17 protein-coding genes are annotated in these 22,045 nt (G+C 71.5%); 10 read left to right on the top strand and 7 right to left on the bottom strand.

The annotated features are described in order from the left end of the window. Positions 1-275: 275 nt before the first annotated feature. The 3 genes from ACFWHU_RS06285 to ACFWHU_RS06275 are packed head-to-tail and all read right to left on the bottom strand — an operon-like array spanning position 276 to position 3,836. Positions 276-899 carry a TetR/AcrR family transcriptional regulator gene (locus ACFWHU_RS06285; RefSeq protein WP_385803400.1) on the bottom strand — a complete coding sequence of 208 codons (624 nt, stop codon included), beginning with the start codon at positions 897-899 and terminating at the stop codon, positions 276-278. Between the two features lie 38 nt (positions 900-937). Beyond that, on the bottom strand, positions 938-3,025 hold the full coding sequence (locus ACFWHU_RS06280) for a YhgE/Pip family protein (RefSeq protein WP_387224138.1): 2,088 nt from the start codon (positions 3,023-3,025) through the stop codon (positions 938-940). After that, positions 2,997-3,836, bottom strand: coding sequence for an ATP-binding cassette domain-containing protein (locus ACFWHU_RS06275; protein WP_387224459.1), 840 nt, complete (start codon positions 3,834-3,836; stop codon positions 2,997-2,999). The genes ACFWHU_RS06280 and ACFWHU_RS06275 overlap by 29 nt, the downstream gene beginning before the upstream one ends. A gap of 249 nt (positions 3,837-4,085) precedes the next feature. On the opposite strand from ACFWHU_RS06275, the gene ACFWHU_RS06270 reads away from it, so the two are divergent. The 3 genes from ACFWHU_RS06270 (at position 4,086) to ACFWHU_RS06260 (ending at position 6,194) form a co-directional block, all read left to right on the top strand. Further along, positions 4,086-4,628, top strand: a complete 543-nt coding sequence (locus ACFWHU_RS06270) for an SAV_6107 family HEPN domain-containing protein (RefSeq protein ID WP_385803396.1) — start codon at positions 4,086-4,088, stop codon at positions 4,626-4,628. A gap of 93 nt (positions 4,629-4,721) precedes the next feature. Further along, positions 4,722-5,510 carry a methyltransferase gene (locus tag ACFWHU_RS06265; RefSeq protein WP_387224137.1) on the top strand — a complete coding sequence of 263 codons (789 nt, stop codon included), beginning with the start codon at positions 4,722-4,724 and terminating at the stop codon, positions 5,508-5,510. 285 nt (positions 5,511-5,795) lie between these two features. Continuing rightward, positions 5,796-6,194 carry a DUF3040 domain-containing protein gene (locus tag ACFWHU_RS06260; protein ID WP_147872475.1) on the top strand — a complete coding sequence of 133 codons (399 nt, stop codon included), beginning with the start codon at positions 5,796-5,798 and terminating at the stop codon, positions 6,192-6,194. A gap of 245 nt (positions 6,195-6,439) precedes the next feature. Here the strand turns inward: ACFWHU_RS06260 and ACFWHU_RS06255 are convergent, their stop codons facing one another. From ACFWHU_RS06255 to ACFWHU_RS06240, 4 genes are all read right to left on the bottom strand, one after another. Further along, positions 6,440-8,863 (bottom strand): transglutaminaseTgpA domain-containing protein, encoded by a 2,424-nt coding sequence (locus ACFWHU_RS06255; RefSeq protein WP_385804561.1) that lies wholly within the window; start codon positions 8,861-8,863, stop codon positions 6,440-6,442. Then, entirely contained in the window at positions 8,860-10,218 is a 1,359-nt protein-coding gene (locus ACFWHU_RS06250; RefSeq protein ID WP_387224136.1) for a DUF58 domain-containing protein, read from the bottom strand. Before ACFWHU_RS06250 ends, ACFWHU_RS06255 begins: the two co-directional genes overlap by 4 nt. Then, positions 10,218-11,255 (bottom strand): AAA family ATPase, encoded by a 1,038-nt coding sequence (locus ACFWHU_RS06245; protein WP_385804565.1) that lies wholly within the window; start codon positions 11,253-11,255, stop codon positions 10,218-10,220. The genes ACFWHU_RS06250 and ACFWHU_RS06245 overlap by 1 nt, the downstream gene beginning before the upstream one ends. Positions 11,256-11,459: 204 nt before the next feature. Beyond that, positions 11,460-12,023 carry a beta-class carbonic anhydrase gene (locus ACFWHU_RS06240; protein WP_385804567.1) on the bottom strand — a complete coding sequence of 188 codons (564 nt, stop codon included), beginning with the start codon at positions 12,021-12,023 and terminating at the stop codon, positions 11,460-11,462. A 446-nt stretch (positions 12,024-12,469) separates the two neighbouring features. Between ACFWHU_RS06240 and rsmH the strand changes: the two genes are divergently transcribed. The 7 genes from rsmH to murD all read left to right on the top strand — a co-directional run bounded on the left by rsmH (position 12,470) and on the right by murD (position 22,009). Continuing rightward, complete coding sequence (gene rsmH / locus ACFWHU_RS06235) at positions 12,470-13,426, top strand: 16S rRNA (cytosine(1402)-N(4))-methyltransferase RsmH (protein ID WP_385804569.1); 957 nt, start codon at positions 12,470-12,472, stop codon at positions 13,424-13,426. Beyond that, positions 13,423-14,073: a septum formation initiator family protein gene (locus ACFWHU_RS06230; RefSeq protein WP_387224135.1), complete on the top strand. Its 651-nt coding sequence runs from the start codon at positions 13,423-13,425 to the stop codon at positions 14,071-14,073. The genes rsmH and ACFWHU_RS06230 overlap by 4 nt, the downstream gene beginning before the upstream one ends. Before the next feature lie 4 nt (positions 14,074-14,077). After that, positions 14,078-16,090, top strand: coding sequence for a peptidoglycan D,D-transpeptidase FtsI family protein (locus ACFWHU_RS06225; protein WP_387224134.1), 2,013 nt, complete (start codon positions 14,078-14,080; stop codon positions 16,088-16,090). A gap of 16 nt (positions 16,091-16,106) precedes the next feature. Further along, the gene (locus ACFWHU_RS06220) at positions 16,107-17,822 is read left to right on the top strand and encodes a UDP-N-acetylmuramoyl-L-alanyl-D-glutamate--2,6-diaminopimelate ligase (RefSeq protein ID WP_385804575.1); all 1,716 of its coding nucleotides are present in this window, start codon (positions 16,107-16,109) and stop codon (positions 17,820-17,822) included. A 229-nt stretch (positions 17,823-18,051) separates the two neighbouring features. Next, entirely contained in the window at positions 18,052-19,482 is a 1,431-nt protein-coding gene (murF, locus tag ACFWHU_RS06215) for a UDP-N-acetylmuramoyl-tripeptide--D-alanyl-D-alanine ligase (protein ID WP_385804577.1), read from the top strand. After that, on the top strand, positions 19,479-20,549 hold the full coding sequence (gene mraY / locus ACFWHU_RS06210; protein ID WP_385804579.1) for a phospho-N-acetylmuramoyl-pentapeptide-transferase: 1,071 nt from the start codon (positions 19,479-19,481) through the stop codon (positions 20,547-20,549). The genes murF and mraY overlap by 4 nt, the downstream gene beginning before the upstream one ends. Beyond that, positions 20,546-22,009 carry a UDP-N-acetylmuramoyl-L-alanine--D-glutamate ligase gene (gene murD / locus ACFWHU_RS06205; RefSeq protein ID WP_385804581.1) on the top strand — a complete coding sequence of 488 codons (1,464 nt, stop codon included), beginning with the start codon at positions 20,546-20,548 and terminating at the stop codon, positions 22,007-22,009. The genes mraY and murD overlap by 4 nt, the downstream gene beginning before the upstream one ends. The last annotated feature ends 36 nt before the right edge of the window (positions 22,010-22,045 follow it).

Genomic DNA, 22,045 nt, shown 5'->3' with positions numbered 1-22,045 from the left:
CGTAGCCAGCGTGTGGGCCGGACGGGTGAGGATTCGAACGGGGTGGTGAGTATCCGTACCTAGTACATGAGATGAGTAGAGACGCGGATAGGCCCCCACCTGCGAAGACGGAAGAGTAGGGGGCACGGGAGGGGCGCGACGCCGAAACCGCCGGCACGGGGCGGCGGAGCGGTGTGGCACCCCGACCGCTACGGGGTGAGGCAATGCGCCGCTCCGGTCGGGAGTGAGGACCCGATCGGAGCGGCGTATTTCCGCGTCCGCCCCCGGCCGTGCTCTCAGTGAGGAACGGGTCCGCTTCCGCCGACCCGCCCGTGCAGAAGTAACGAGAGCGCCGAGTGCACGTCGTCGATCGACCGCTCGGGCTGGAACGCCTGCCAGTCCAGGGCCGCCACCAGCACCATTCCCACCAGCGCGGCGGCCGTCAGCGGGACATCGATCTCACGGCTCAGTTCACCGCCGTCGATCCCCTCCTGAAGCACCTTCTCCACGACGGAGACGGCCTGCTGACGCACCACCAGCAGCGTGGACTGCCAGGCGCGGTTGGTGCGCCAGAGCTCGGCCACGTACAGCTGTGTGAACGCCGGATAGCGGTCGATGAAGGCGAGACCCGCCCGGATCATGGCGTCGAGCGCCTCCACGCTGGTCCCGTCGCGCTCAGCCGTCTCCTCGGCCGCGGTCCGCAGCGACTCGGTGAGCAGGCCGACGCCGTGCCGCAGAAGCTCCTCGAACAGCTCGGTCTTGCTCTTGAAGTTGTAGTAGACCGTGCCCTTGGCGACTCCCGCGCGCTCGGCGATCTCGTCGACGGTCGTCGCCGAGAAGCCCTGTTCGGCGATGAGCGTCACCGCGGCCTCGTAGAGCTTCTGTCGGGTGGCCCGCCGGCGGGTGCTGCTGCTGTCCATGCGCCCGATTCTCACAGGTGCCGACGCGGTCTTCCGACTCACAGGCGCAATTCGGGATGGAGCCGGTCCAGGGTCCACACCTGTCTGCGGCGCGCGGCGACGGTGGTCAGCGCGAGCGCGCCCGCCGTGAACGCCGCGAGTACGGCGCAGCCCTGCCAGACCGGTCCGAGCCCGCCGCCGGTGATGAGGACGCGCAGCGACTCCACCACATAACTCATCGGCAGGAAGGGATGGATGGCGTTGAAGAAACCGGGACTCGTCTGTACGGGGTAGGTGCCGCCGGCCGACGTCAGCTGGAGCATCAGCACGGCCAGGACGAGGATCCGGCCCGCCGCCCCGAAGCGGGCGTTCAGCCACTGCGTGATCGCGGCGAAGCAGCAGGTGACCAGCGCCAGGAAGCCGACCGTACCGGCCGCGCGCGTCATCTGGAGGCCAAGTCCCCAGTGCAGTACGGACATCAGCGCGCCCACCTGGAGCAGGCCGATGCCCACCACCGGCAGCCAGCCCGCGACGGCGATCCGCCAGGCGGCGGCACCGGCCGCGAGGGCACGCCGGTTGAGCGGCTGGATCAGCATGTACGCCACCATCGCGCCGACCCAGAGGGAGAGCGGGATGAAGTAAGGGGCGAAACCGGTGCCGTAGTTGGGCGCCTCGTGTGTGGACCGGGAGGCGAGCTGGACGGGGTCGGCCATCACCTCCGTACGGAGGTCGCGCTCGTTCTTGTCGTAGTCGGGGATCTTCTCCACGCCGTCGCCCAGTCCGACGGCGAGGTCGGAGGAGCCGTCGGCGAGCTTGAAGAGGCCACCGTCCAGATCGGACGCCCCCGTTCTGAGCCTCCCGACGCCGGTGTCCAGGTCGGTGGAGCCCTTCTTGGCGGTGGTGAGCCCGGTGTGCAGTTCGTCGGCGCCCTTGGCGACCTTCTTGGCACCGGAGTTGAGCTGGTTGATCTTGCCGACGGCCGTCTTGAGGTCGTCGTCCAGATGAGGTGCCCGCTCGGCGAGGGCCTTCGCCTGCTTCTGGAGCTTCGCGAGCCGCCCGTCGAGCTTCGTCAGATCGTCGCTGTTGTCCTCGACGAGGGTGTTGACGTCGTCGGCGACCCGGGCCGCGTCCGCGGCCGCCGTCCTGGCGCGCTCCAGCGGCGGACAGGCGGTGGGATCGGGCTCGTCGCTCTCCTCGCAGCGCGTCCGGTGGATCTCGGCCAGGTCGGCGGACGCCTGGTGGGCGGCGGTCGCGGCGAGGGGCGCGCCCTTGACCAGGGCGTCGAGGTTGTTGCGCATCGCCCCGGAGGAGTCGGCGACCAGACGGGCGGTGTCGGCGATCGTGCCGCCGTTGTCCTTCAGATACGGACCGAGTGCCCCGGCCGCCCCGTTGACCTTGTCGGCGAGCGACTGTGTGCCGGCGGAGACCTTCCGGGAGCCCTTCTCCAGCTCTCCCGCGCCTTTGTCGAGCTTCTTGACGCCGCCCGCCAGTTCGCCGCTGCCCGCCTTGGCGTCCTTGAGGCCGTCGGCGAGGTCCTCGGAGCCCTTCTTGGCCGTACTGACACCGCCCTTGAGCTTCTCGGCGCCCTTGGCGGCCTTCTGCGTGGCGTCGTGGATGTCGGAGAAGGAGATGAAGATCCGGTCCAGGAAGGAACGCGAGGCCTTGGTCGACGCCGCCGTCCTCACCTCGGCGAAGACGGTCCGGGAGATCTGGCCGACTATGTAGTTGTTGGCGTCGTTCGTACGGACCTGGAGCGCGGACGTCTCGGGCGCGTCGCCCGAACCGGACGCGATCCGCCGGCTGAAGTCGGCGGGCATGGTGAGGGACAGGTAGTACGAGCCGTCGGCCACGCCCGCGCGGGCCTCGGCGTCGCTCACCTCGTGCCAGTCGAAGACCTCGCTCTCGCGCAGCCCGCGGGTGATGTCGTCGCCGGCGGTGATCTTCTCGCCGGACGCGGTCGCGCCCCTGTCGTCGTTGACCAGCGCGACGGGTATCCGGTCGAGCCGTCCGTACGGGTCCCAGAAGGACCACAGGTAGAGCGCGCCGTACAGCAGGGGCAGGAGCGTGATCGCGACGAGCGCGGCGCGCGGCAGCCGCCCCCTGCCGAACCGCTTGAGCTCAAGCGCGGCCAGTCTCGGCGAGCGCATCGGCCGTCCCCTCCTCGGTCGTGTCGTCGGTCGTGCCCTTGGCCGAGTCCGTCGCCGTGGCTTCGATCCGCTCGGTCCGCTCGGTCCGCTCGGTCCGGCGGGGCGCGTCGGCCGGCCGGACGGTGTCGGTGTCGGCGGGTGCCTGGCCGCAGACCGCGACGACGGTCGTGCCGCCGGCGGCGACGGACCTCAACAGGTCCCAGGCCGCGGTCCGTTCCGCGTCGGAGAGCTTGAGGTCGAGGTCGTCCACGGCGAGCAGGCGCGGCCGGCCGACGAGTGCCAGGGTCACGGAGAGGCGCAGCGCCTCCAGCCGTTCCAGATCGCGTACGGAGGTACGGCCGCCCTTGGGCAGGCCCGTGAGGTCGAGGCCCGCCGCCGCCAGCGCGTCGTCCGTACGGCGCCGCTTCTCCGCGGCTCGTTCGGCGCGGGGCCGCAGCAGGGCGCGGAGCGAGCCTCCCAAGGAGGTGTCGTAGCGGCGCCGCAACAGGACGCGTTCACCGAGGTGTTCGGCGACGGTCAGGGCCGGGTCGAGTTCGCTGACACCGGTGACGGGGCCCAGCGCGCTGATACGGCGCACGGCGGCCATCGCGCGCGGCACCCGCCGGCCGCCGATCTCCGCGGATCCGGCGGTGGGGCGCATCCGTCCGGTGAGCGCCAGGAGGAGACAGGTGCGGCCCGAGCCGGAGGGCCCCTCGATCGCGAGGACCCCGCCGGGGCGTACGTCGACGGCGACGTCACGGAAGACCCAGCCGCGCGGTCCCTTCAGCCCGAGCCCCTCGGCCACGACGGCCGCGCCGCGCGGTTCCGCCACCGCCAACGCCACCGCCAACGCTTCCGCGTCGGCCCCGACATCGGCCTCGGCGACCGTCTCATCGATCGGCCCGGCTCCCATACGCCCTCCCCAGAGCTCGCATGTTCTTGTACTGACCAGTCAGTGCAAAAACTACTCCGAACGTGCGAGTGAGGCAAAAGTGCAGGTCAGGGCGGATTGTCAGTGGCGTGCCCCACGATGGACACATACGGCCACAGAGCCGTCACAGAGACGACCAGGAGGTTCGTCATGGCCAGTTCCTACGCCGCAGCCGCACGCCGGCGAAGCACAGGCGGCCCTGCACCCTCACTGACCGGCCCCGCGACCGACGTCCACCCCGTCCTGAGGCGCGCGACCGCGCCGCCCGCCGCCCTCGACCTGCTCGCCCAGGCCCGTACGGGGCTGGACGAGGCCGCCACCCTCGAAGCCCCCAACGAGCGGTATGCCACGGCCCATCTGGCCGCCCTGCGTACCGCGGCGGCGGTCCTCGCCGCCCGTGGCCGGCCCGAGCCCACGACGGGCCCGCGCCGCAGGCGCATAAGGAGCGCCTGGGAAGTGCTGCCCGAGATCGTGCCCGAGCTGACCGAATGGAGCGCCCTGTTCGCCTCCGGAGCCACCCGCAGGGCGCGGGCCGAGGCCGGCATACAGGGCGCGGCGAGCAGCCGCGACGCCGACGATCTGCTGCGCGACGTGGCCATGTTCCTGCGCCTCGTGGAGCGGCTCCTCGTGCTCGAACCAGTACTGCCCCAGCCCCGGCCCGAACCGCCGGAGAAGGGCGGCGCCGCTGGGTGACGGGGACGGCCGACCGAGGCAATAGGCTGTGCGGAGCCTGCACCTTTCACGCCCCGCGACCTGGGGCGGCACCGCGCCGAGGAGTCAACTGCCGTGTCGGACCCTTCCCCTGCCTTCGGTGGAGAGACGCCGTCGCGCCCGCGTAGCTCCCTGCGTACCGCCGTGGTGTGGGAGGTGCTTGAGCGTGCCCTCCGCGCCCGCGCCGCCGCGGTGGGTGAAGCGGCGGTCCTGGACGTCCTGGACACCGGAGGCGGCACGGGCAACTTCGCCGTGCCCGTCGCCCGCCTCGGGCACCGGGTGACCGTCGTCGACCCGAGCCCCAACGCGCTGTTCGCGCTGGAGCGCCGGGCCGCCGAGGCGGGTGTCGCCGACCGCGTCAACGGCGTCCAGGGCGACATCCTCGGCCTGTTCGACGTGGCGGAGCGTGGCGGATACGACGCCGTGCTCTGCCACGGCGTCCTGGAGTACGTCGACGACCCGGCCGAGGGCCTGCGGAACGCGGTCGAGGCGCTGCGTCCCGCCGGTGCGCTGAGCCTGCTCGCCGCGGGCCTCGGCGGGGCCGTCCTCGCCAGGGCGCTCGCCGGGCACTTCACCGAGGCCCGGCAGGCACTCACGGACCCCGCCGGCCGCTGGGGCGAGGGCGACCCGGTGCCCCGGCGCTTCACCGTCGAGCTGCTCACCGAGCTGGTCGAGAAGGCCGGTGCCGACGTGGGCGCCGTGCACGGTGTCCGGGTCTTCTCCGACCTGGTCCCGGGCGTTCTGGTGGACACTCAGCCGGGCGCTCTGGAGGCCCTTCTGAAGCTGGAGGCGGCTGCCGCGGAACAGCCCTCGTTCCACTCCGTGGCGAGCCAGCTGCACGTCCTGGGCGAGAAGCGAGCCTGACAGAGAACGCCCGCGAGCACTGATCGCGGGGCTGATCAGCGACGCAGCTGCGCATGGAGTGCGCCACAGGCCCCCCGGCAAAGCGTTCGGCGCCGTATGATCGGGGTACGCCTTCCGGCATGACGGGTCGACGGTTGGGGAATCAACGCCTCAGCGGCCGAGTCGGCATGGCGGCCCGGATTGGCGAAATGGCGTAGAGGGCGGGTTTCACGGGGGCGATTCCCTGCCTATCCTGAAGGGGCCGCATACCGGTCGCCCCCCGCGACCGACGACTAGGAGGACTCCGTGCCGCTCTCGGAGCACGAGCAGCGAATGCTCGAGCAAATGGAGCGAGCGCTGTACGCCGAAGATCCCAAGTTCGCGACAGCGCTTGAGGGAAGCGGGCTGCGTACGTACACCCGGCGACGGGTCTACCAGGCGATCGCTGGCTTTCTCGTGGGTATCGCGCTCCTCATGACCGGTATGGTCGCCAAGCAGATCTGGATCGGCGTGGTGGGTTTCCTCGTCATGCTGGGCTGCGCGGTTCTCGCGGTCACCGGCTGGCGCAAGGCCCCGAAACCGGGTGAGCAACAGGCATCCGGTGAGGCCACGGCCGACCGTCGGCAGCAGCCTCGACAGCGCCGTTCGTTCATGAACCGGATCGAGCAGCGGTGGCAGCGTCGCCGTGACGAGCAGGGTCAGTAGTAACGACTCCGAGGTTCCCAAGCTTGCAGTAGTGGTGCGACGGCCGTGAGACACGGCGGATACGGGTGAGGGGCGAACGCGAAATGCGTTCGCCCCTCACCCGTATCCGCGTCCGGTACCGGCCCGGAATCCGGGCGTACGACGCGGCGCCCGGACGTACGACAGGGGCGGGGGTACGGGGCTAGAAAGCCGCCCCCGTACCCCCGCCCCGACCGTTCCCGGCCCGGTTCCCCGCCCCGCCCGGCTCAGCCCCGCTGCCGGGACGGCCTGCGGAACAGCGCCGCCCAGCGGCGGCCCAGCTCCGTGCGGCGCACTCCCCAGCGATCGGTGACGGCCACCCAGCGCTCGGAAAGCCCCCACATCACCCGAACGGACGAGCGCGGCAGGAAAAGCGCCCGCTGTCTGGTCCAGCGGCCCGCCGCCACACCCAGGCCCGCCCGGACCCGCTCGGCGTCGTCGGCGAGACCGGTGACGGGCCGTGGCTCCGGCGCGTACAGCACCTGCTCCACCGCACGCGCAACTCGGTGCACGGCGTCGGCCGCCTCACCCTCCAGCCGCCCCAGCGACACGATCCGGGCCGCCGTCTTGCGTGGTGTCCGCGATTCGTCGGGGCGGATGCCGTGGTCCCAGGCCGTGTCGATGATCTCCCGCCACGCGCCCAGTACGCGGGCCGTGGCATCGGCGGGCGTACGGCCCCCGGAACCGAGACGCCGGGCCCGGATCCGGGCCCGCCACAGCAGTGGCAGCAGTGGCAGCAGCAGGACGGCGAGAACGCCCAGCGTGATGGCGGCCACCGTCCCCGCCGATGTCCCCGAGTCGGTCGGGGGCAGCGCCCCGGCCGGCGCGGTCGTGCCGCAGTCGCCGATCCTGGCGGCCTGGGGCGGGCAGCTGTCCGAGGTGGACGGCCGGGAGGCCGGCGCGGACGTCTCGCTGGCCTCGGGCGCGGCCGGGTCGCTCGCATCGCCCGAGGGAGCCTCGGGGATCGTGTAGTCCGGAGCGCTGCCCCGGCTCGGCGTCGGCTCGAAGCGGGTCCAGCCGACACCTTCGAAGTACAGCTCGGGCCAGGCGTGCGCGTCACGGAGCCCGACGGACATCGTGCCGTCCGACTGCGGTGTGCCGGGAGTGAAGCCCACCGCCACCCGCGCGGGGATGCCCAGCGTGCGGGCCATCGCCGCCATCGAGAAGGAGAAGTGGACGCAGAAGCCCTCCTTCTCCCTGAGGAAGCGGCTGATGGCCGAGACACCCGTGCCGGAGGCGACCTGCGTGTCGTAGGTGAAGCCGCCGTCCACGGCGAACCAGTCCTGGAGTCTGACCGCCTTCTCGTAATCGTTCGCCGCGCCGTCGGTCACCTCGCGCGCGGTGGCCTCCACCTCCTCCGGGAGGACGTCCGGCACCTTCGTGTACTCCCGCACCAGGGAGGCCGGGGGCTTGGGAGCCGCCGCGAGCTGCTCCCGGGTCGGCTCCACCAGCAGGCTGGTCACCTGGTACTGGGCGCCTCGTGTCGTCTCCCCGCGGTCGCCGACCAGCGTCCGGCCGCTCGGTTCGAAGCGCCAGCGCCCCTCGATGTCCACCTCCGACGCCGGATAGGGCATCGGGAGATAGTTCTGCCGGTACCAACCGGCGGCGGAAATACTGGTCTTGATCTCGGTGGTGCTCACGTCGCCGCCCAGACCGGGCGGAGTGGGGAGCCTGTTCGGCACGTCCTCGACACTGCGCTGGGAGAACCGCCAAGAGGTGCCGTCGAAGTCGTCCAGCGCCATGATCCGCAGATACAGGTTCTGGGTGCTCTCCGCGTTCGTCCGGTACCGCAACGCCTCCCGGTCCTCGGGCTGGTTGAGGTTGTCCTGGAGCGACACCAGCGGGTTGACGGCGGAGATCGTGCCGCCGCCCAGACCCGAACCCGACCCGGCCCCCGTGCCGTTGAGCAGTCCGCCGTTCAGTGACGGCAGCGCGGCGGGCACCACGAGCGCGATTCCCAGCGCCATCACACCGATCCGGTGGCCCGAACGGATCGGAGCCGCGGTGCTGCCCCCGGTGTCCATCCCGCCGGCCGTACGGCCCGCAGCGCGCGGAGCGCCGCCGAAGACCCGGCCCCACTGGGAGAGCCGGTCCCGGCCCTCGGCCAGCAGCAACAGCAGATAGCCGCAGGCCGCCAGCAGGAACCACAGCCAGGAGGCGTCGCCACCGGAGAGACCGGCGGCGACCGAGTACAGGGCGAGCAGCGGCAGTCCGGCCGGCGCCGCGCTGCGGAACGTCACTGCGAGCGCGTCCACGGCGAGACCGATGACCAGCACACCACCGACCAGCATCAGCCTGATGCCGTTGGTCGACGGTGCGGGGACCGAGTACCGCGCGACCTCCTCGCCGCCCTGGTTCAGCAGCTCACCGAAGCGCAGGAAGACGTCCGGGCCGGGCAGCAGACCGAACAGGGCCTGCTCCGAGGCGAAGACCACCGTGAGCATCAGCAGCCCGGTGACCGCCTGGAGCGCCACGGTCAGCATTCTGGCCAGTGGCACCCGCCGGCCGAGCGCGCCCACCCCCGCCAGGACCGCCACCATGAAGGCCGCCTGGAGAAACCAGGTGACGGGATCGACCAGCGGCAGCAGAGCGCTCGCCGCCATCATCGTGGCGGCGAACGCGCACAGCGCCAGCCTCGCGCGACCGCTCATGACCATCCTCCGGAGAAGCCTGCCGAGCCTTCTGTCACACCCGACCCGGTGCGCTGTTGTGCCGCCTGCTGCCACAGGTCGGGGAGTGCGACCCCGGCCGGCACCGCGAGGGCGTTCCAGCCGGACTCGCGCAACTGCCGCAGCCGGTTCCGGACACGCGCGGGCGGTTCGCCCTCGTCCTGGAGCCAGCCGGAGCTGTCCAGGACGAATGCCACCGCGGCGCCGCTGCGATGGCGCATACGGCAGGCCACTGCGGTCTGCTCCTCGTCGAGATCACCGAGGAAGGCGATCAGCAGACCCTCGCTCCCGCCGCGCAGTACGTCGTACGCGCGGGAGAGCCCGGCCCCGTCGGAGTGGTCGACGACGGCGAGCGTGTCCATCATCAGTCCGGCCGCGTCGGCGGACTCCTGTGTCGAACCGGCGAATCCGTCGGCGCCCTGGCCGGGCACCGAACTCCCCGTGTCCGTCAACAGCCGGACGGAGAAGCCCCGTTCCAGCATGTGCACCAGCGCGGAAGCGGAGCCCGACACCGCCCATTCGAAGGCCGAGTCGGGGCCGGCGCCCTGGTAGGCGAGCCGACGAGTGTCGAGAAGCACCGTGCATCTGGCCCGCTGCGGCTGCTCCTCACGACGCACCATCAGCTCGCCGTAACGTGCCGTGGAGCGCCAGTGCACCCGGCGCAGGTCGTCGCCGTGCCGGTAGCCGCGCGGGATGACATCGTCCTCGCCGGCCAGTGAAAGCGAGCGCTGCCGCCCGTCCCCGTACCCCGCCGTCGCGCCCGCCAGCCGGACCGGTGGCAGCGGCTCGGTGCGCGGGATGACGGTCAGGGTGTCGTGCGCGCTGAAGGACCGCGTCAGCTCGCACATCCCGAACGGGTCGCTCAGCCGCAACTGCAACGGCCCGAGCGGATAGCGCCCGCGCAGGTCCGAGCGCACCCGATAGGAGACCTCGCGGCGCCCGCCCGCCTCCACCCGGTCCAGGACGAACCGGGGGCGCGGGCCCAGCACGTACGGCACATGGTCCTGGAGCATCAGCAGACCGGTGGGCAGCCGCGACACGTTGTCCATCCGCAGATGGACACGGGCCTCGGACCCCGCGGGCACCCGCGACGGCGAGAGCCGCCTGCTGCCCGCGACCCGGTAGCGCGTGCGGTACAGCACGCCCACACAGACCAGCGGCAGCACGGCCAGGAGCATGCCCACCCGGAGCAGATCCGCCTGGCCGAGGACGTACGCGCAGACCGCCGCCGCGATACCCGCGGCGAAGAACGACCGGCCGCGGGTGGTGAGACCGCCCAGCGCCGCCCGCAGCCCGCCTCTGCCCTCGCTGTCCGAGGCGGTGGCGCCGGGCTCCATCACAGCCGCCGGACGCCCGGCTGCTGCCGGTCGTAGAGCGGCGCGGCGACCACGGGGGCCTGCCGGCCGCCGTCGGCCGTCGGCACCGGGACGCGCTGGAGGATCTCCAGCACCACCTGCTCGGCGGTCCGGCGGTTGAGCTGTGCCTGCGCGGTCGGCAGCAGCCGGTGCGCCAGCACCGCGGCCGCCAGCGCCTGCACGTCGTCCGGCAGCGCGTACTCCCGGCCGCTCAGCGCGGCGGACGCCTTCGCGGCGCGCAGCAGATGCAGCGTCGCGCGCGGTGAGGCGCCCAGCCTGAGATCCGGGTGGTTACGGGTCGCCGAGACCAGCTCCACCGCGTACCGCCGTACGGAGTCGGCCACATGGACCTTCCGCACGGCGTCGATCAGCTTCACGATGTCGTGCGCGTGGGCCACCGGCTGGAGGTCGTCCAGCGGTGAGACGCCGCCGTGCACGTCCAGCATCTCCAACTCGGCCTCCGCGCTCGGATAACCGATGGAGACCCTGGCCATGAAACGGTCCCGCTGCGCCTCCGGCAGCGGGTAGGTGCCCTCCATCTCGACCGGGTTCTGCGTCGCCACCACCATGAAGGGGCTGGGCAGTTCGTACGTCTGCCCGTCGATGGTGACCTGGCGCTCCTCCATCGACTCCAGCAGCGCCGACTGCGTCTTGGGCGAGGCGCGGTTGATCTCGTCGCCGATCACGATCTGCGCGAAGATCGCACCGGGCTTGAACTCGAAGTCCCGGCGCTGCTGGTCGTAGATGGAGACCCCGGTGATGTCCGAGGGCAACAGGTCGGGCGTGAACTGGATACGCCGGACCGAACAGTCGATGGAACGTGCCAGCGCCTTGGCCAGCATTGTCTTGCCGACGCCGGGGACATCCTCGATGAGCAGATGTCCCTCGGCGAGCAGCACTGTCAGCGAAAGCCGTACGACCTCAGGCTTGCCCTCGATCACACCCTCCACCGATGCGCGGACACGCTCCGCTGTGGTGGTCAGATCTGTGAGGCTCGCTCGATCGTCATAGGTCGTCACCCGGCCCTCCTCGGCCCGTTCATACGGGCCGAGGCTCTTCTCACGGCCCGGCCCACCCCGAAATACGGACGCCGCGCCCGGAAGGTTCCGGGGCGCCGCTGTCATTCACGCATTCTTGTAGCCGTTACCGCTTCGTGTCACTCGCCTGTGGATAAGTGGGTGTGAATTGCCGGAGTTGCCGTGTTTCTGGTGCGGGCGACGCGGTCAGTTCGCCGAGTCGATTTCCCGCAAAAGGCCCGTCGACACGTCGAAGACGAAACCGCGTACGTCGTCGGTGTGCAGGAGGAACGGTGAGGTCCGCACCCGCTGCATCGACTGCCGTACGTCCTGGTCCACGTCCCTGAAGGACTCCACGGCCCAGGCCGGACGCTGTCCGACCTCCATTTCCAGTTCGTGCCTGAAGTCCTCGGTGATGGCCTCCAGACCGCAGCCGGTGTGATGGATCAGTACGACGCTGCGGGTCTGGAGCGCCCGCTGGCTGATGGTGAGTGAGCGAATGACGTCGTCGGTGACGACACCGCCCGCGTTGCGGATCGTATGACAGTCGCCGAGCTCCAGGCCCAGCGCGTCGTGCAGGTCGAGGCGGGCGTCCATGCAGGCGACCACGGCGACGCGGAGTACCGGGCGGGCGTCCATCCCCGGGTCGTCGAAGTCTTTCGCGTAGCGCCGGTTGGCGTCCACGAGTCGATCGGTGACCGTTCCGTCGGTTCGGGCCGTACCGGCGGATGCCTGGGCGGACTCGGCGGGGAGGTGCGCGGATGTCGACATACCTATAGACGGTAATGCTCACCCGCGTCGGAAGCCCGCTGTGCGACCGGACAAACATCGTCAACGACACCCGGTGTGAGGTAAGCCACACGGGTCGACCCCGACGCGGCGAACGGGTGACGCGCACCGTTTTCGCTTGCGCGTGATCGTGTCGCCATCCCGTCGGGACCCCACTCGATCTTCGCCCGATCGGCGCCACCGGTCCCTCCACAGCGGGACGGGCGACGCGCTGACCGGTTGATTGACCGAGGGTGCCTGTGGACTAAAGTGACGCGAAGTTCACGGACATCCCGAACACTTACCGGAACACTCCCCGAATTCCCCCCGCGTGTGCGGCGTACGTGCGGCTCGGCCTCCTCACGCTCGGCGGTACGTACTTCCACGCCGGACCTGAGAGGGCGCATGAGCGAGCGCAGCCAGCGAACCAGGCCCCGCGAGGCCCGCGAATGACCGGCACCCGGCACGTTCCGGTGATGCTCGACCGGTGTCTCGGCCTGCTCGCCCCCGCCCTCGCCGAACCCGGCGCCGTCGTCGTCGACTGCACCCTCGGACTCGGCGGCCACAGCGAGGCACTGCTCAGCACCTTCCCCGCCGCGCGGCTGGTCGCGCTCGACCGGGACAAGGAGGCGCTGCGGCTCTCCGGCGAGCGCCTCGCCCCGTACGGCGACCGAGCCACCCTCGTGCACGCCGTCTACGACGAACTGCCCGACGTGCTCGACCGGCTGGGCATCCCGAAGGTCCAGGGCGTGCTCTTCGACCTGGGTGTCTCGTCCATGCAACTCGACGAGGCGGAGCGGGGGTTCGCGTACGCCCAGGACGCCCCGCTCGACATGCGCATGGACCAGTCGGCCGGCATGAGCGCGGCCGAGGTCCTGAACACCTACCCGCCGGGCGAACTGGTGCGGATCCTGCGGGCGTACGGCGAGGAGAAGCAGGCCAAGCGCATCGTGTCCGCGATCGTCAGGGAACGCGCCGTCGAGCCCTTCACCGACAGCGCCCGCCTGGTCGAACTCATCCGCGACGCCCTGCCGCAGGCCGCCAAACGCACCGGTGGCAACCCCGCCAAGCGCACCTTCCAGGCCCTGCGTATCGAGGTCAACGGCGAACTGGCCTCCGTGGAAGCCGCCGTCCCGGCCGCGGTCGCGTCCCTCGCGGTCGGCGGCCGGATCGCCGTACTCGCCTACCACTCCCTCGAAGACCGCCTGGTCAAGCAGGTCTTCGCGGCCGGCGCCGCCAACACGGCGCCCCCCGGCCTGCCCGTCGTGCCCGAGCGCTACCAGCCGAGGCTCAAACTGCTGACGCGCGGCGCCGAACTGCCCACCGAGGAAGAGGTCGCCGAGAACCGCCGGGCCGCCCCCGCCCGGCTGCGCGGCGCCGAGCGGATCCGGGAGGACGTGCGGTGAGGGGACCGGCCAGGAAGCTGAGGGGGCGCGCCGCGCGGCTCGCCCGGCTGATGCCGACGACCGGGCCGAGCACCGCGGCGCGTACGCCCTTCGTCCTGCTGGTCGTTCTCCTCCTCGGCGGAGGGCTGATCACCCTGCTCCTGCTGAACTCCTCACTCAACGTGGGGTCGTTCCAGCTGAGCGAGTTCAAGAAGCGGACCACCGACCTGACCGACGAGCAGCAGGCGCTCCAGCGGGACGTGGACAACCTCTCCGCGCCCGACGCGCTTCAGCGCCGCGCGCGCGAGCTCGGCATGGTGCCCGGTGGCAGCCCCGCCTTCCTCGACCCGGACGGCAGGGTCAGCGGCGTTCCCTCCGAGGCCGGCGCGCTCCCGTACGCCGGACCGTCCGCCATGGACGCCCTCCCGCCCGCCGCGCCCACCCTGCCCGCCTCGCTCGCACCCTCCGTGACCCCGTCGGCGTCGGTCACGGACAGCCCGGCGTCCCCCTCCTCGGAAGGGTTCACGGCCCCGACCGCCGTCCCCTCGACCGGCCCGCCCGCCCCGTTCGTCCCGTCGGCCTCGACGGACTCCCGCGGCGCGCCCGCCTTCCCGCCCACGCCCGGACCGACGTCCGGCACACCCACCCCGACGACTTCCGGCAGGTGACTCAGTGCCCCCCGAGCAACCACCGCGCCGCCGGGTCCCCGGCCCCGCGCGCTCCGGGAGCGGCGACCGCCCCCGGCCCGAATCACGTGCGCCGCAGCGCCCCGCGCCCCGCCCCTCGGGGCGCCCGCGACGCCCCGCGCAGGGCCGTGCGCGACCCGGCACCCGTACCTCGCGCCGTATCCGGCTCGGCAGCCACCGCCCCCGGCTCCGTCTGGTCAGCCTCGGACTGACCGTCGTGATGCTGGTCTTCGTCGTCCGGCTGCTCCAGGTCCAGGCGGTCGACGCCAGCGCGTACACGGCCAAGGCGGAGAAGAACCGCTTCACCAGCGTCACCCTGGCCGCCGAGCGCGGCGAGATCACCGACCGCGCCGGTGTGGCCCTCGCCAGCAGTGTCGACGCGCACGACATCACGGCCGACCCCAAGATGTTCACCCCCGAGGACAGCAGGGTCGACAACGCCCCCGAGCAGGCCGCCGCGCTCCTCGCGCCGATCCTCGACAAGGAGCCCGAGACGCTGGAGAAGCAGCTCTCGGCCCCCAGGTCCCGCTTCGCGGTGCTCGCCCACCGTCAGACCCCCCAGGTCTGGAACCAGATCAGCGACCTCAAGTCCGTCCTCGCCGAGAAGGCCGAGAAGGCGCGCACCGCCAAGGGCGCCGACGCACCGGCCAGCGTCCTCGCCGGAGTCTTCCAGGAGCCCAGCAGCAAGCGCGTGTACCCCAACGGGAACCTCGCCGCCGGGATACTGGGATACGTCAACGCCGACGGCCACGGAGGCGGCGGCGTGGAGTCCATGCTCGACAAGAAGCTCTCCGGCCAGGACGGCGAGATCACCTACGCCCACTCCGGCGGCCGGCGCGTACCCACGGCGGGCTCCCAGGAGACCCCCGCCGTCCCGGGCACGGACATCGAGCTGACCATCGACCGGGACATCCAGTGGGCCGCCCAGCGGGCCATCTCCGAGCAGGTCACGAAGTCCGAGGCCGACCGCGGTTACGTGATCGTGCAGAACACCCGGACCGGCGAGGTGCTCGCCATGGCCAACGCCCCCGGCTTCGACCCCAACGACCTGTCACAGGCCGACGGCACCGCCATGGGCAACGCAGCGCTCCAGGACGCCTTCGAACCCGGCTCCACCAGCAAGGTCATGTCCATGGCCGCCGTGCTGGAGGAGAAGGCCGCCGTCCCCGGCACCCATGTCACCGTGCCCAACCGGCTCCACCGCGGCGACCGCCTCTTCAAGGACGACATCGACCACCCCACCTGGTTCCTCACGCTCAACGGGGTCCTCGCCAAGTCCAGCAACATCGGCACCATCCTGGCGACCGGCCAGCTCGGCAGGACGCAGCCGGAGGCCAACCAGGTTCTCCACTCCTACCTGCGTAAATTCGGCATCGGCAGCCCCACCGGCCTCGGCTACCCCGGCGAGACCCAGGGCATCCTCGCCGCGCCGAAGGACTGGTCCACCTCCCAGCAGTACACGATCCCCTTCGGCCAGGGACTGTCGATCAACGCCATGCAGGCGGCCTCGGTCTACTCGACCATCGCCAACGGAGGCGTACGGATCGAGCCCACCCTGGTCCGCGGCACACAGGGCCCGGACGGCCCCTTCACGCCCGCGACCGCCCCCAAGAAGACCCGCGTCGTCAGCGAGAAGACCGCCAAGACACTGGCCACCATGCTCGAATCCGTCGTCGGTGACGAGGCGGGCACCGGCACCAAGGCCCGGATCCCCGGCTACCGCGTCGCGGGCAAGACGGGAACGGCCAACCGCGTCGATCCCGAGACCGGGCGCTACAAGGGCTACACCGCGTCCTTCGCGGGCTTCGCGCCCGCCGACGACCCGCAGATCACCGTCTACTGCGCCATCCAGAACCCCACCGAGGGCAGCTACTTCGGCGGCCAGATCTGCGGCCCCATCTACAAGGAGGTCATGGAGTTCGCTCTCAAGAGCCTCCAGGTCCCACCGACCGGCAAGACGGCAGCCCCCCTGCCGGTCGAGTTCAATCCCGGCGAGTGACCCAGGGAACCACCCAGTGACAACGATCACCCCCGACTCGGGGAACCACGACGACCCGTCCGTCCCCCCATCAGACGGCCCCGGCACCGGGCGCCCCTCACTTGGCCCGCGGCCCGGTGAGCCCGGTACGCTCACCGCCGTGCCCCACGCAGATCAGTACCGAACCACCACAAAGGACGCGCCCGTGAACCACCCCGGAGCGCCCCGCCCCGATCAGGTCCGGCCGACCTCGCTCGTGGACCTGGCCGCCCGGCTGGGAGCCGAGCCCCCGGCCGACGGAGCGGCGACCGGCATCACCCACGACTCGCGAGCGGTACGCGTCGGGGACGTGTACGCCGCCCTGCCCGGTGCCCGCTTCCACGGCGCCGACTTCGCCGCGCAGGCGGCCGACCTCGGCGCGGCGGCGATCCTGACCGACCCGGCGGGCGCCGAGCGCGCCGCCGCCACCGGCCTGCCGGTGCTGGTGACCCCCGACCCACGGGGCAGCATGGGTGAACTGGCCGCCGAGATCTACGGCCACCCCGGCGCCGACCTCCTCCAGATCGGCATCACCGGCACCTCCGGCAAGACCACCACGGCGTATCTCGTCGAGGGCGGACTGCGCGGCGCCGGACACCACACCGGGCTCATCGGCACCGTCGAGATGCGCATCGGCGACGAGCGCATCAAATCCGAGCGCACCACCCCCGAGGCCACCGACCTCCAGGCGCTCCTCGCCGTCATGCGCGAGCGCGGCGTGGACTCCGTCGCGATGGAGGTTTCCAGCCACGCCCTGGTCCTCGGCCGGGTCGACGGCTGTGTTTTCGACATCGCCGTCTTCAACAACCTCAGCCCGGAGCACATGGAGTTCCACTCCGGCATGGAGGACTACTTCCAGGCCAAGGCGCGCCTGTTCACCCCCGAGCGCAGCCGCGTCGGCGTGGTGAACTTCGACGACGAGTACGGCCGTCGGCTCGTCCACGAGGCGGGCGTACCCATCACGACCTTCTCCGCCGAGGGTCACCCCGACGCCGACTGGCGCGCCGAGGACGTCGAGGTCGGCTGGCACGGCAGCGTCTTCACCGTCGTCAGCCCCAAGGGCGAGCGGATCCGCGCCCGGGCCCCGCTGCCCGGCCCGTTCAACGTCGCCAACACCCTCGCCGCCGTCGTCACCCTCGCCGTGGCCGGAATCGATCCGCAGATCGCCGCCGACGGCGTCGCGGCCGTCCCCGGCGTCCCCGGCCGGCTGGAGCGGGTCGACGCCGGCCAGCCGTACCTCGCCGTCGTCGACTACGCCCACAAGACGGACGCCGTCGAGTCGGTGCTGCGCTCCCTGCGCAAGGTCACCCGGGGCAAGGTGCACATCGTCCTGGGCTGCGGCGGCGACCGCGACCGGTCCAAGCGCCCCTCGATGGGCGCGGCGGCGGCGCGGCTCGCCGACACCGCCGTACTGACCTCGGACAACCCGCGCTCCGAGGACCCGCTCGCGATCCTCGCCGCGATGCTCGCGGGCGCCGCCGAGGTGCCGATCCACGAGCGCGGCGACGTCCTGGTCATCGCCGACCGCGCGGCGGCCATCGCGTCCGTGGTGTCGAGGGCGGGCGAGGACGACACCGTCCTCATCGCCGGCAAGGGCCACGAGCAGGGCCAGGACATCGCCGGGGTGGTACGCGCCTTCGACGACCGTCAGGTGCTGCGCGAGGCCATCGAACGCTCCCGCCGCCACGAGACCGAGAGCACCGGTCGGGAATGAGGGGACCGTCCGGCGACCGGACGGCGGCGCCGGGTGCCGGACGCCGTCGCCCGGTCGCCGCGGTGACGCCCTCCCCTCGGCCCGTCGTCCCGCGGCCCCGCACCCCACCGTCCGCCCGCGACCCGCGCCGTCCGGGCCACTGTCCGCCCTCTGCTCCGCCGCCCGAGCGGACCCCCACCGCGCACGCGTCCCCATCCATCACCCGCCCTCCATTCGCCGGACGGTCCACGTGATCACCCTCTCCCTCGCCGAGATCGCCACCATCGTCGGCGGGCAGTCGTACGACATACCGGATCCGGACGCCCACGTCACCGGCCCCGTCGTCATCGACTCCCGCCAGGTCGCGGACGGCAGCCTCTTCGTCGCCTTCGCCGGCGAGAACGTCGACGGCCACGACTACGCCCGCCGCGCCGTCGAGGCGGGCGCCACCGCCGTGCTGGCCGTCCGGCCCGTCGGAGTCCCCGCCATCGTCGTCGAGGACGTCGTGCAGGCCCTCGGCGCCCTCGCACGCGCCGTCGTGGAGCGCACCGGCGCCACGACCGTCGCGCTCACCGGATCGTCGGGCAAGACCAGCACCAAGGACCTCATCGCCCAACTCCTGCGCCGCAAGGCCCCCACCGTCTGGCCCGACGGAAACCTCAACAACGAGATCGGACTCCCGCTCACCGCCCTGCGCGCCGCCGAGGACACCCGCTTCCTCGTCCTGGAGATGGGCGCGCGCTACATCGGTGACATCCGCTATCTCACCGGCCTCGTCCCACCGAGGATCGGCCTCGTGCTGAACGTCGGCACCGCCCACATCGGCGAGTTCGGCGGACGCGAGCAGATCGCCCGGGCAAAGGGCGAGATGGTCGAGTCCCTGCCGTCCGCCGAGGACGGCGGCATCGCCGTCCTGAACGCCGACGACCCTCTCGTACGCGCCATGGCATCCCGCACCAAGGCGCGCGTCGTGCTGTTCGGAGAGTCCGACGAAGCAGACGTACGGGCAGAGAACGTGCACATCGACGGACTCGGCAGACCCTCCTTCCGCCTTCGAACACCCACCGGGTGCAGCGACCTGACGCTGCGGCTGTACGGTGAGCATCACGTGTCGAACGCGCTCGCCGCGACCGCCGTCGCCCATGAGTTGGGCATGTCCGTCGACGAGATCGCCCTGGCGCTCTCCGAGGCGGAGACCCTCTCCCGCTGGCGTATGGAGGTCACCGAGCGCGCGGACGGCGTGACGATCGTCAACGACGCCTACAACGCGAACCCCGACTCCATGAGGGCAGCGCTCCGCGCGCTGGTCGCCATGGGCGGTGCCGCCAGGGAAACCGGTGGACGCACGTGGGCGGTGCTCGGCCCGATGGCCGAACTCGGTGACGAGGCGCTCGCCGAGCACGACGCGGTCGGACGGCTCGCCGTCCGGCTCAACGTCAGCAAGCTCGTCGCAGTCGGGGGCAGGGAAGCGTCCTGGCTGCAACTGGGCGCCTACAACGAGGGTTCGTGGGGTGAGGAGTCGGTGCACGTGTCCGACGCGCAGGCGGCGGTCGATCTGTTGCGCAGTGAACTGCGTTCGGGAGACGTCGTGCTGGTGAAGGCTTCGAGGTCGGCCGGACTGGAGCGGGTCGCCCAGGCACTGCTCGAGAACGCAGTCGAGGGCGAGGTCTCCGGCCGATGAGGCAGATCCTCTTCGCGGGAGCCATCGGGCTCTTCCTGACCCTGATCGGCACGCCACTGCTGATCAAGCTGCTGGCACGCAAGGGTTACGGCCAGTTCATCCGGGACGACGGCCCGCGCAGCCACGGCAGCAAGCAGGGCACACCCACCATGGGTGGTATCGCCTTCATCCTGGCCACGCTGATCGCCTACGCCCTGGCGAAGCTGATCACCGGTGCCCCTCCGACCTTCTCCGGTGTGCTGGTCCTCTTCCTGATGGCGGGAATGGGCCTGGTCGGTTTCCTCGACGACTACATCAAGATCGTCAAGCAGCGTTCGCTGGGCCTGCGGGCCAAGGCGAAGATGGCCGGACAGCTGACCGTCGGCATCGCCTTCGCGGTGCTCTCGCTCCAGTTCGCCGACCTCCGCGGCAACACCCCCGCCTCCACCAGGCTGTCCTTCGTCACGGACTTCGGCTGGTCCATCGGACCGGTGCTGTTCGTGGTCTGGGCGCTGTTCATGATTCTCGCGATGTCCAACGGCGTGAATCTGACGGACGGTCTGGACGGCCTGGCCACCGGCGCCTCGGTGATGGTCTTCGGCGCCTACACGTTCATCGGCCTCTGGCAGTTCCAGGAGTCCTGCGCCAACGCGCTGACGCTCACCAACCCCGACGCCTGCTTCGAGGTACGAGATCCGCTCGACCTCGCCGTCGTCGCCTCCGCCCTCATGGGCTCCTGCTTCGGCTTCCTGTGGTGGAACACCTCACCCGCCAAGATCTTCATGGGCGACACCGGCTCGCTCGCTCTCGGCGGCGCCCTCGCGGGCCTCGCCATCTGCTCCCGTACCGAACTCCTGATCGCCCTGCTCGGCGGCCTCTTCGCCCTCATCACCATGTCCGTGGTGATCCAGGTCGGTTCGTTCCGGCTGACCGGCAAGCGCGTCTTCCGGATGGCCCCGCTCCAGCACCACTTCGAACTGAAGGGGTGGTCCGAAGTCCTTGTCGTGGTCCGCTTCTGGATCATCCAGGGCATGTGCGTGATCGTCGGACTCGGACTCTTCTACGCGGGCTGGGCGGCCGACAAGTGACGAGCCGTCAGCCGGACGACGCGGCGGCCGGGCTCCACGCCCGGTGGCAGGGCAAGCGGGTCACCGTCGCCGGTCTCGGGGTCTCCGGGATCCCGGCGGCCCGCACCCTGCGGGATTTGGGCGCAGAGGTCACGGTCGTCAACGACGGCGACGACGAGCGCGCCCGTACCCAGGCCGCCGAACTGGCCGGGACGGGCGTCACCGTACGGCTCGGCGACGGCGCGACCCTCCCCGAGGGAACCGAACTCGTCGTCACCGCCCCCGGCTGGCAGCCCGACAAGCCCCTCTTCCTCGCCGCCGCCGAAGCCGGCGTACCGGTCTGGGGAGACGTCGAACTCGCCTGGCAGCTCAGGGGACCCGACGCCGCGCCCTGGCTGGCCGTCACCGGCACCAACGGCAAGACCACGACCGTCCGGATGCTCGCCGCGATCCTCCGGGCGGCCGGCCTGCGCACCGAGGCCGTCGGCAACATCGGCGTCTCGCTGCTCGACGCGGTGCTGCCCGACGACAACGGCCGGGAGAAGTACGACGTCCTCGCCGTCGAACTCTCCAGCTACCAGTTGCACTGGGCACCGAGCCTGCGCGCGCACTCCGCCGCCGTCCTCAACATCGCGCCCGACCACCTCGACTGGCACGGCTCCATGGAGGCTTACACCGCCGCCAAGGGCCGTGTCTACGAGGGCAACACCGTCGCCTGCGTCTACAACGTCGCCGACAAGGTGACCGAGGACCTGGTGCGCGAGGCCGACGTCGAGGAGGGCTGCCGCGCCATCGGCTTCACCCTCGGCACCCCTGGTCCCTCCCAACTCGGCGTCGTGGAAGGCCTCCTGGTCGACCGCGCCTTCGTCGAGAACCGGAGCGAGCAGGCCCAGGAACTGGCCGAGGTCGCGGACGTCCACCCGCCGGCCCCGCACAACATCGCCAACGCCCTCGCGGCGGCGGCCCTCGCCCGCGCCTACGGTGTCTCACCCGCCGCCGTACGCGACGGACTGCGCGCCTTCCGCCCCGACCCGCACCGCATCGAACACGTCGCTGACGTCGCGGACGTCAGCTACATCGACGACTCCAAGGCCACCAACACCCACGCCGCCGAGGCCTCCCTGGCGGCCTACGACCCGATCGTCTGGATTGCCGGCGGCCTCGCCAAGGGCGCGTCCTTCGACGAGCTGGTCGAGAAGTCCGCGAAGCGGCTGCGCGGCGTGGTCCTCATCGGCCGCGACCGGGCGCTGATCCGCGAAGCCCTCACGCGACACGCCCCCGAAGTCCCGGTCGTGGACCTCGAACAGACGGACACTGGTGCGATGTCGGCGGCGGTCCGTGCGGCGGCGCGCCTCGCGGAGTCCGGGGACACCGTCCTGATGGCCCCGGCCTGTGCCTCGATGGACATGTTCGTCAACTACAACAAGCGGGGCGAGGCGTTCGCGGACGCCGTCCGCGCACTCGCCGCCGAGCACGCCTGACCGATCGGCCGACAGCCCCGCGAGCGCGGGCCGCGA

It is taken from the genome of Streptomyces sp. NPDC060366 (assembly GCF_042725135.1).
Classification (GTDB): domain Bacteria; phylum Actinomycetota; class Actinomycetes; order Streptomycetales; family Streptomycetaceae; genus Streptomyces.
Note: the sequence above shows the minus strand (reverse complement) of the source record. Positions and strands in the feature narration are given on the sequence as shown.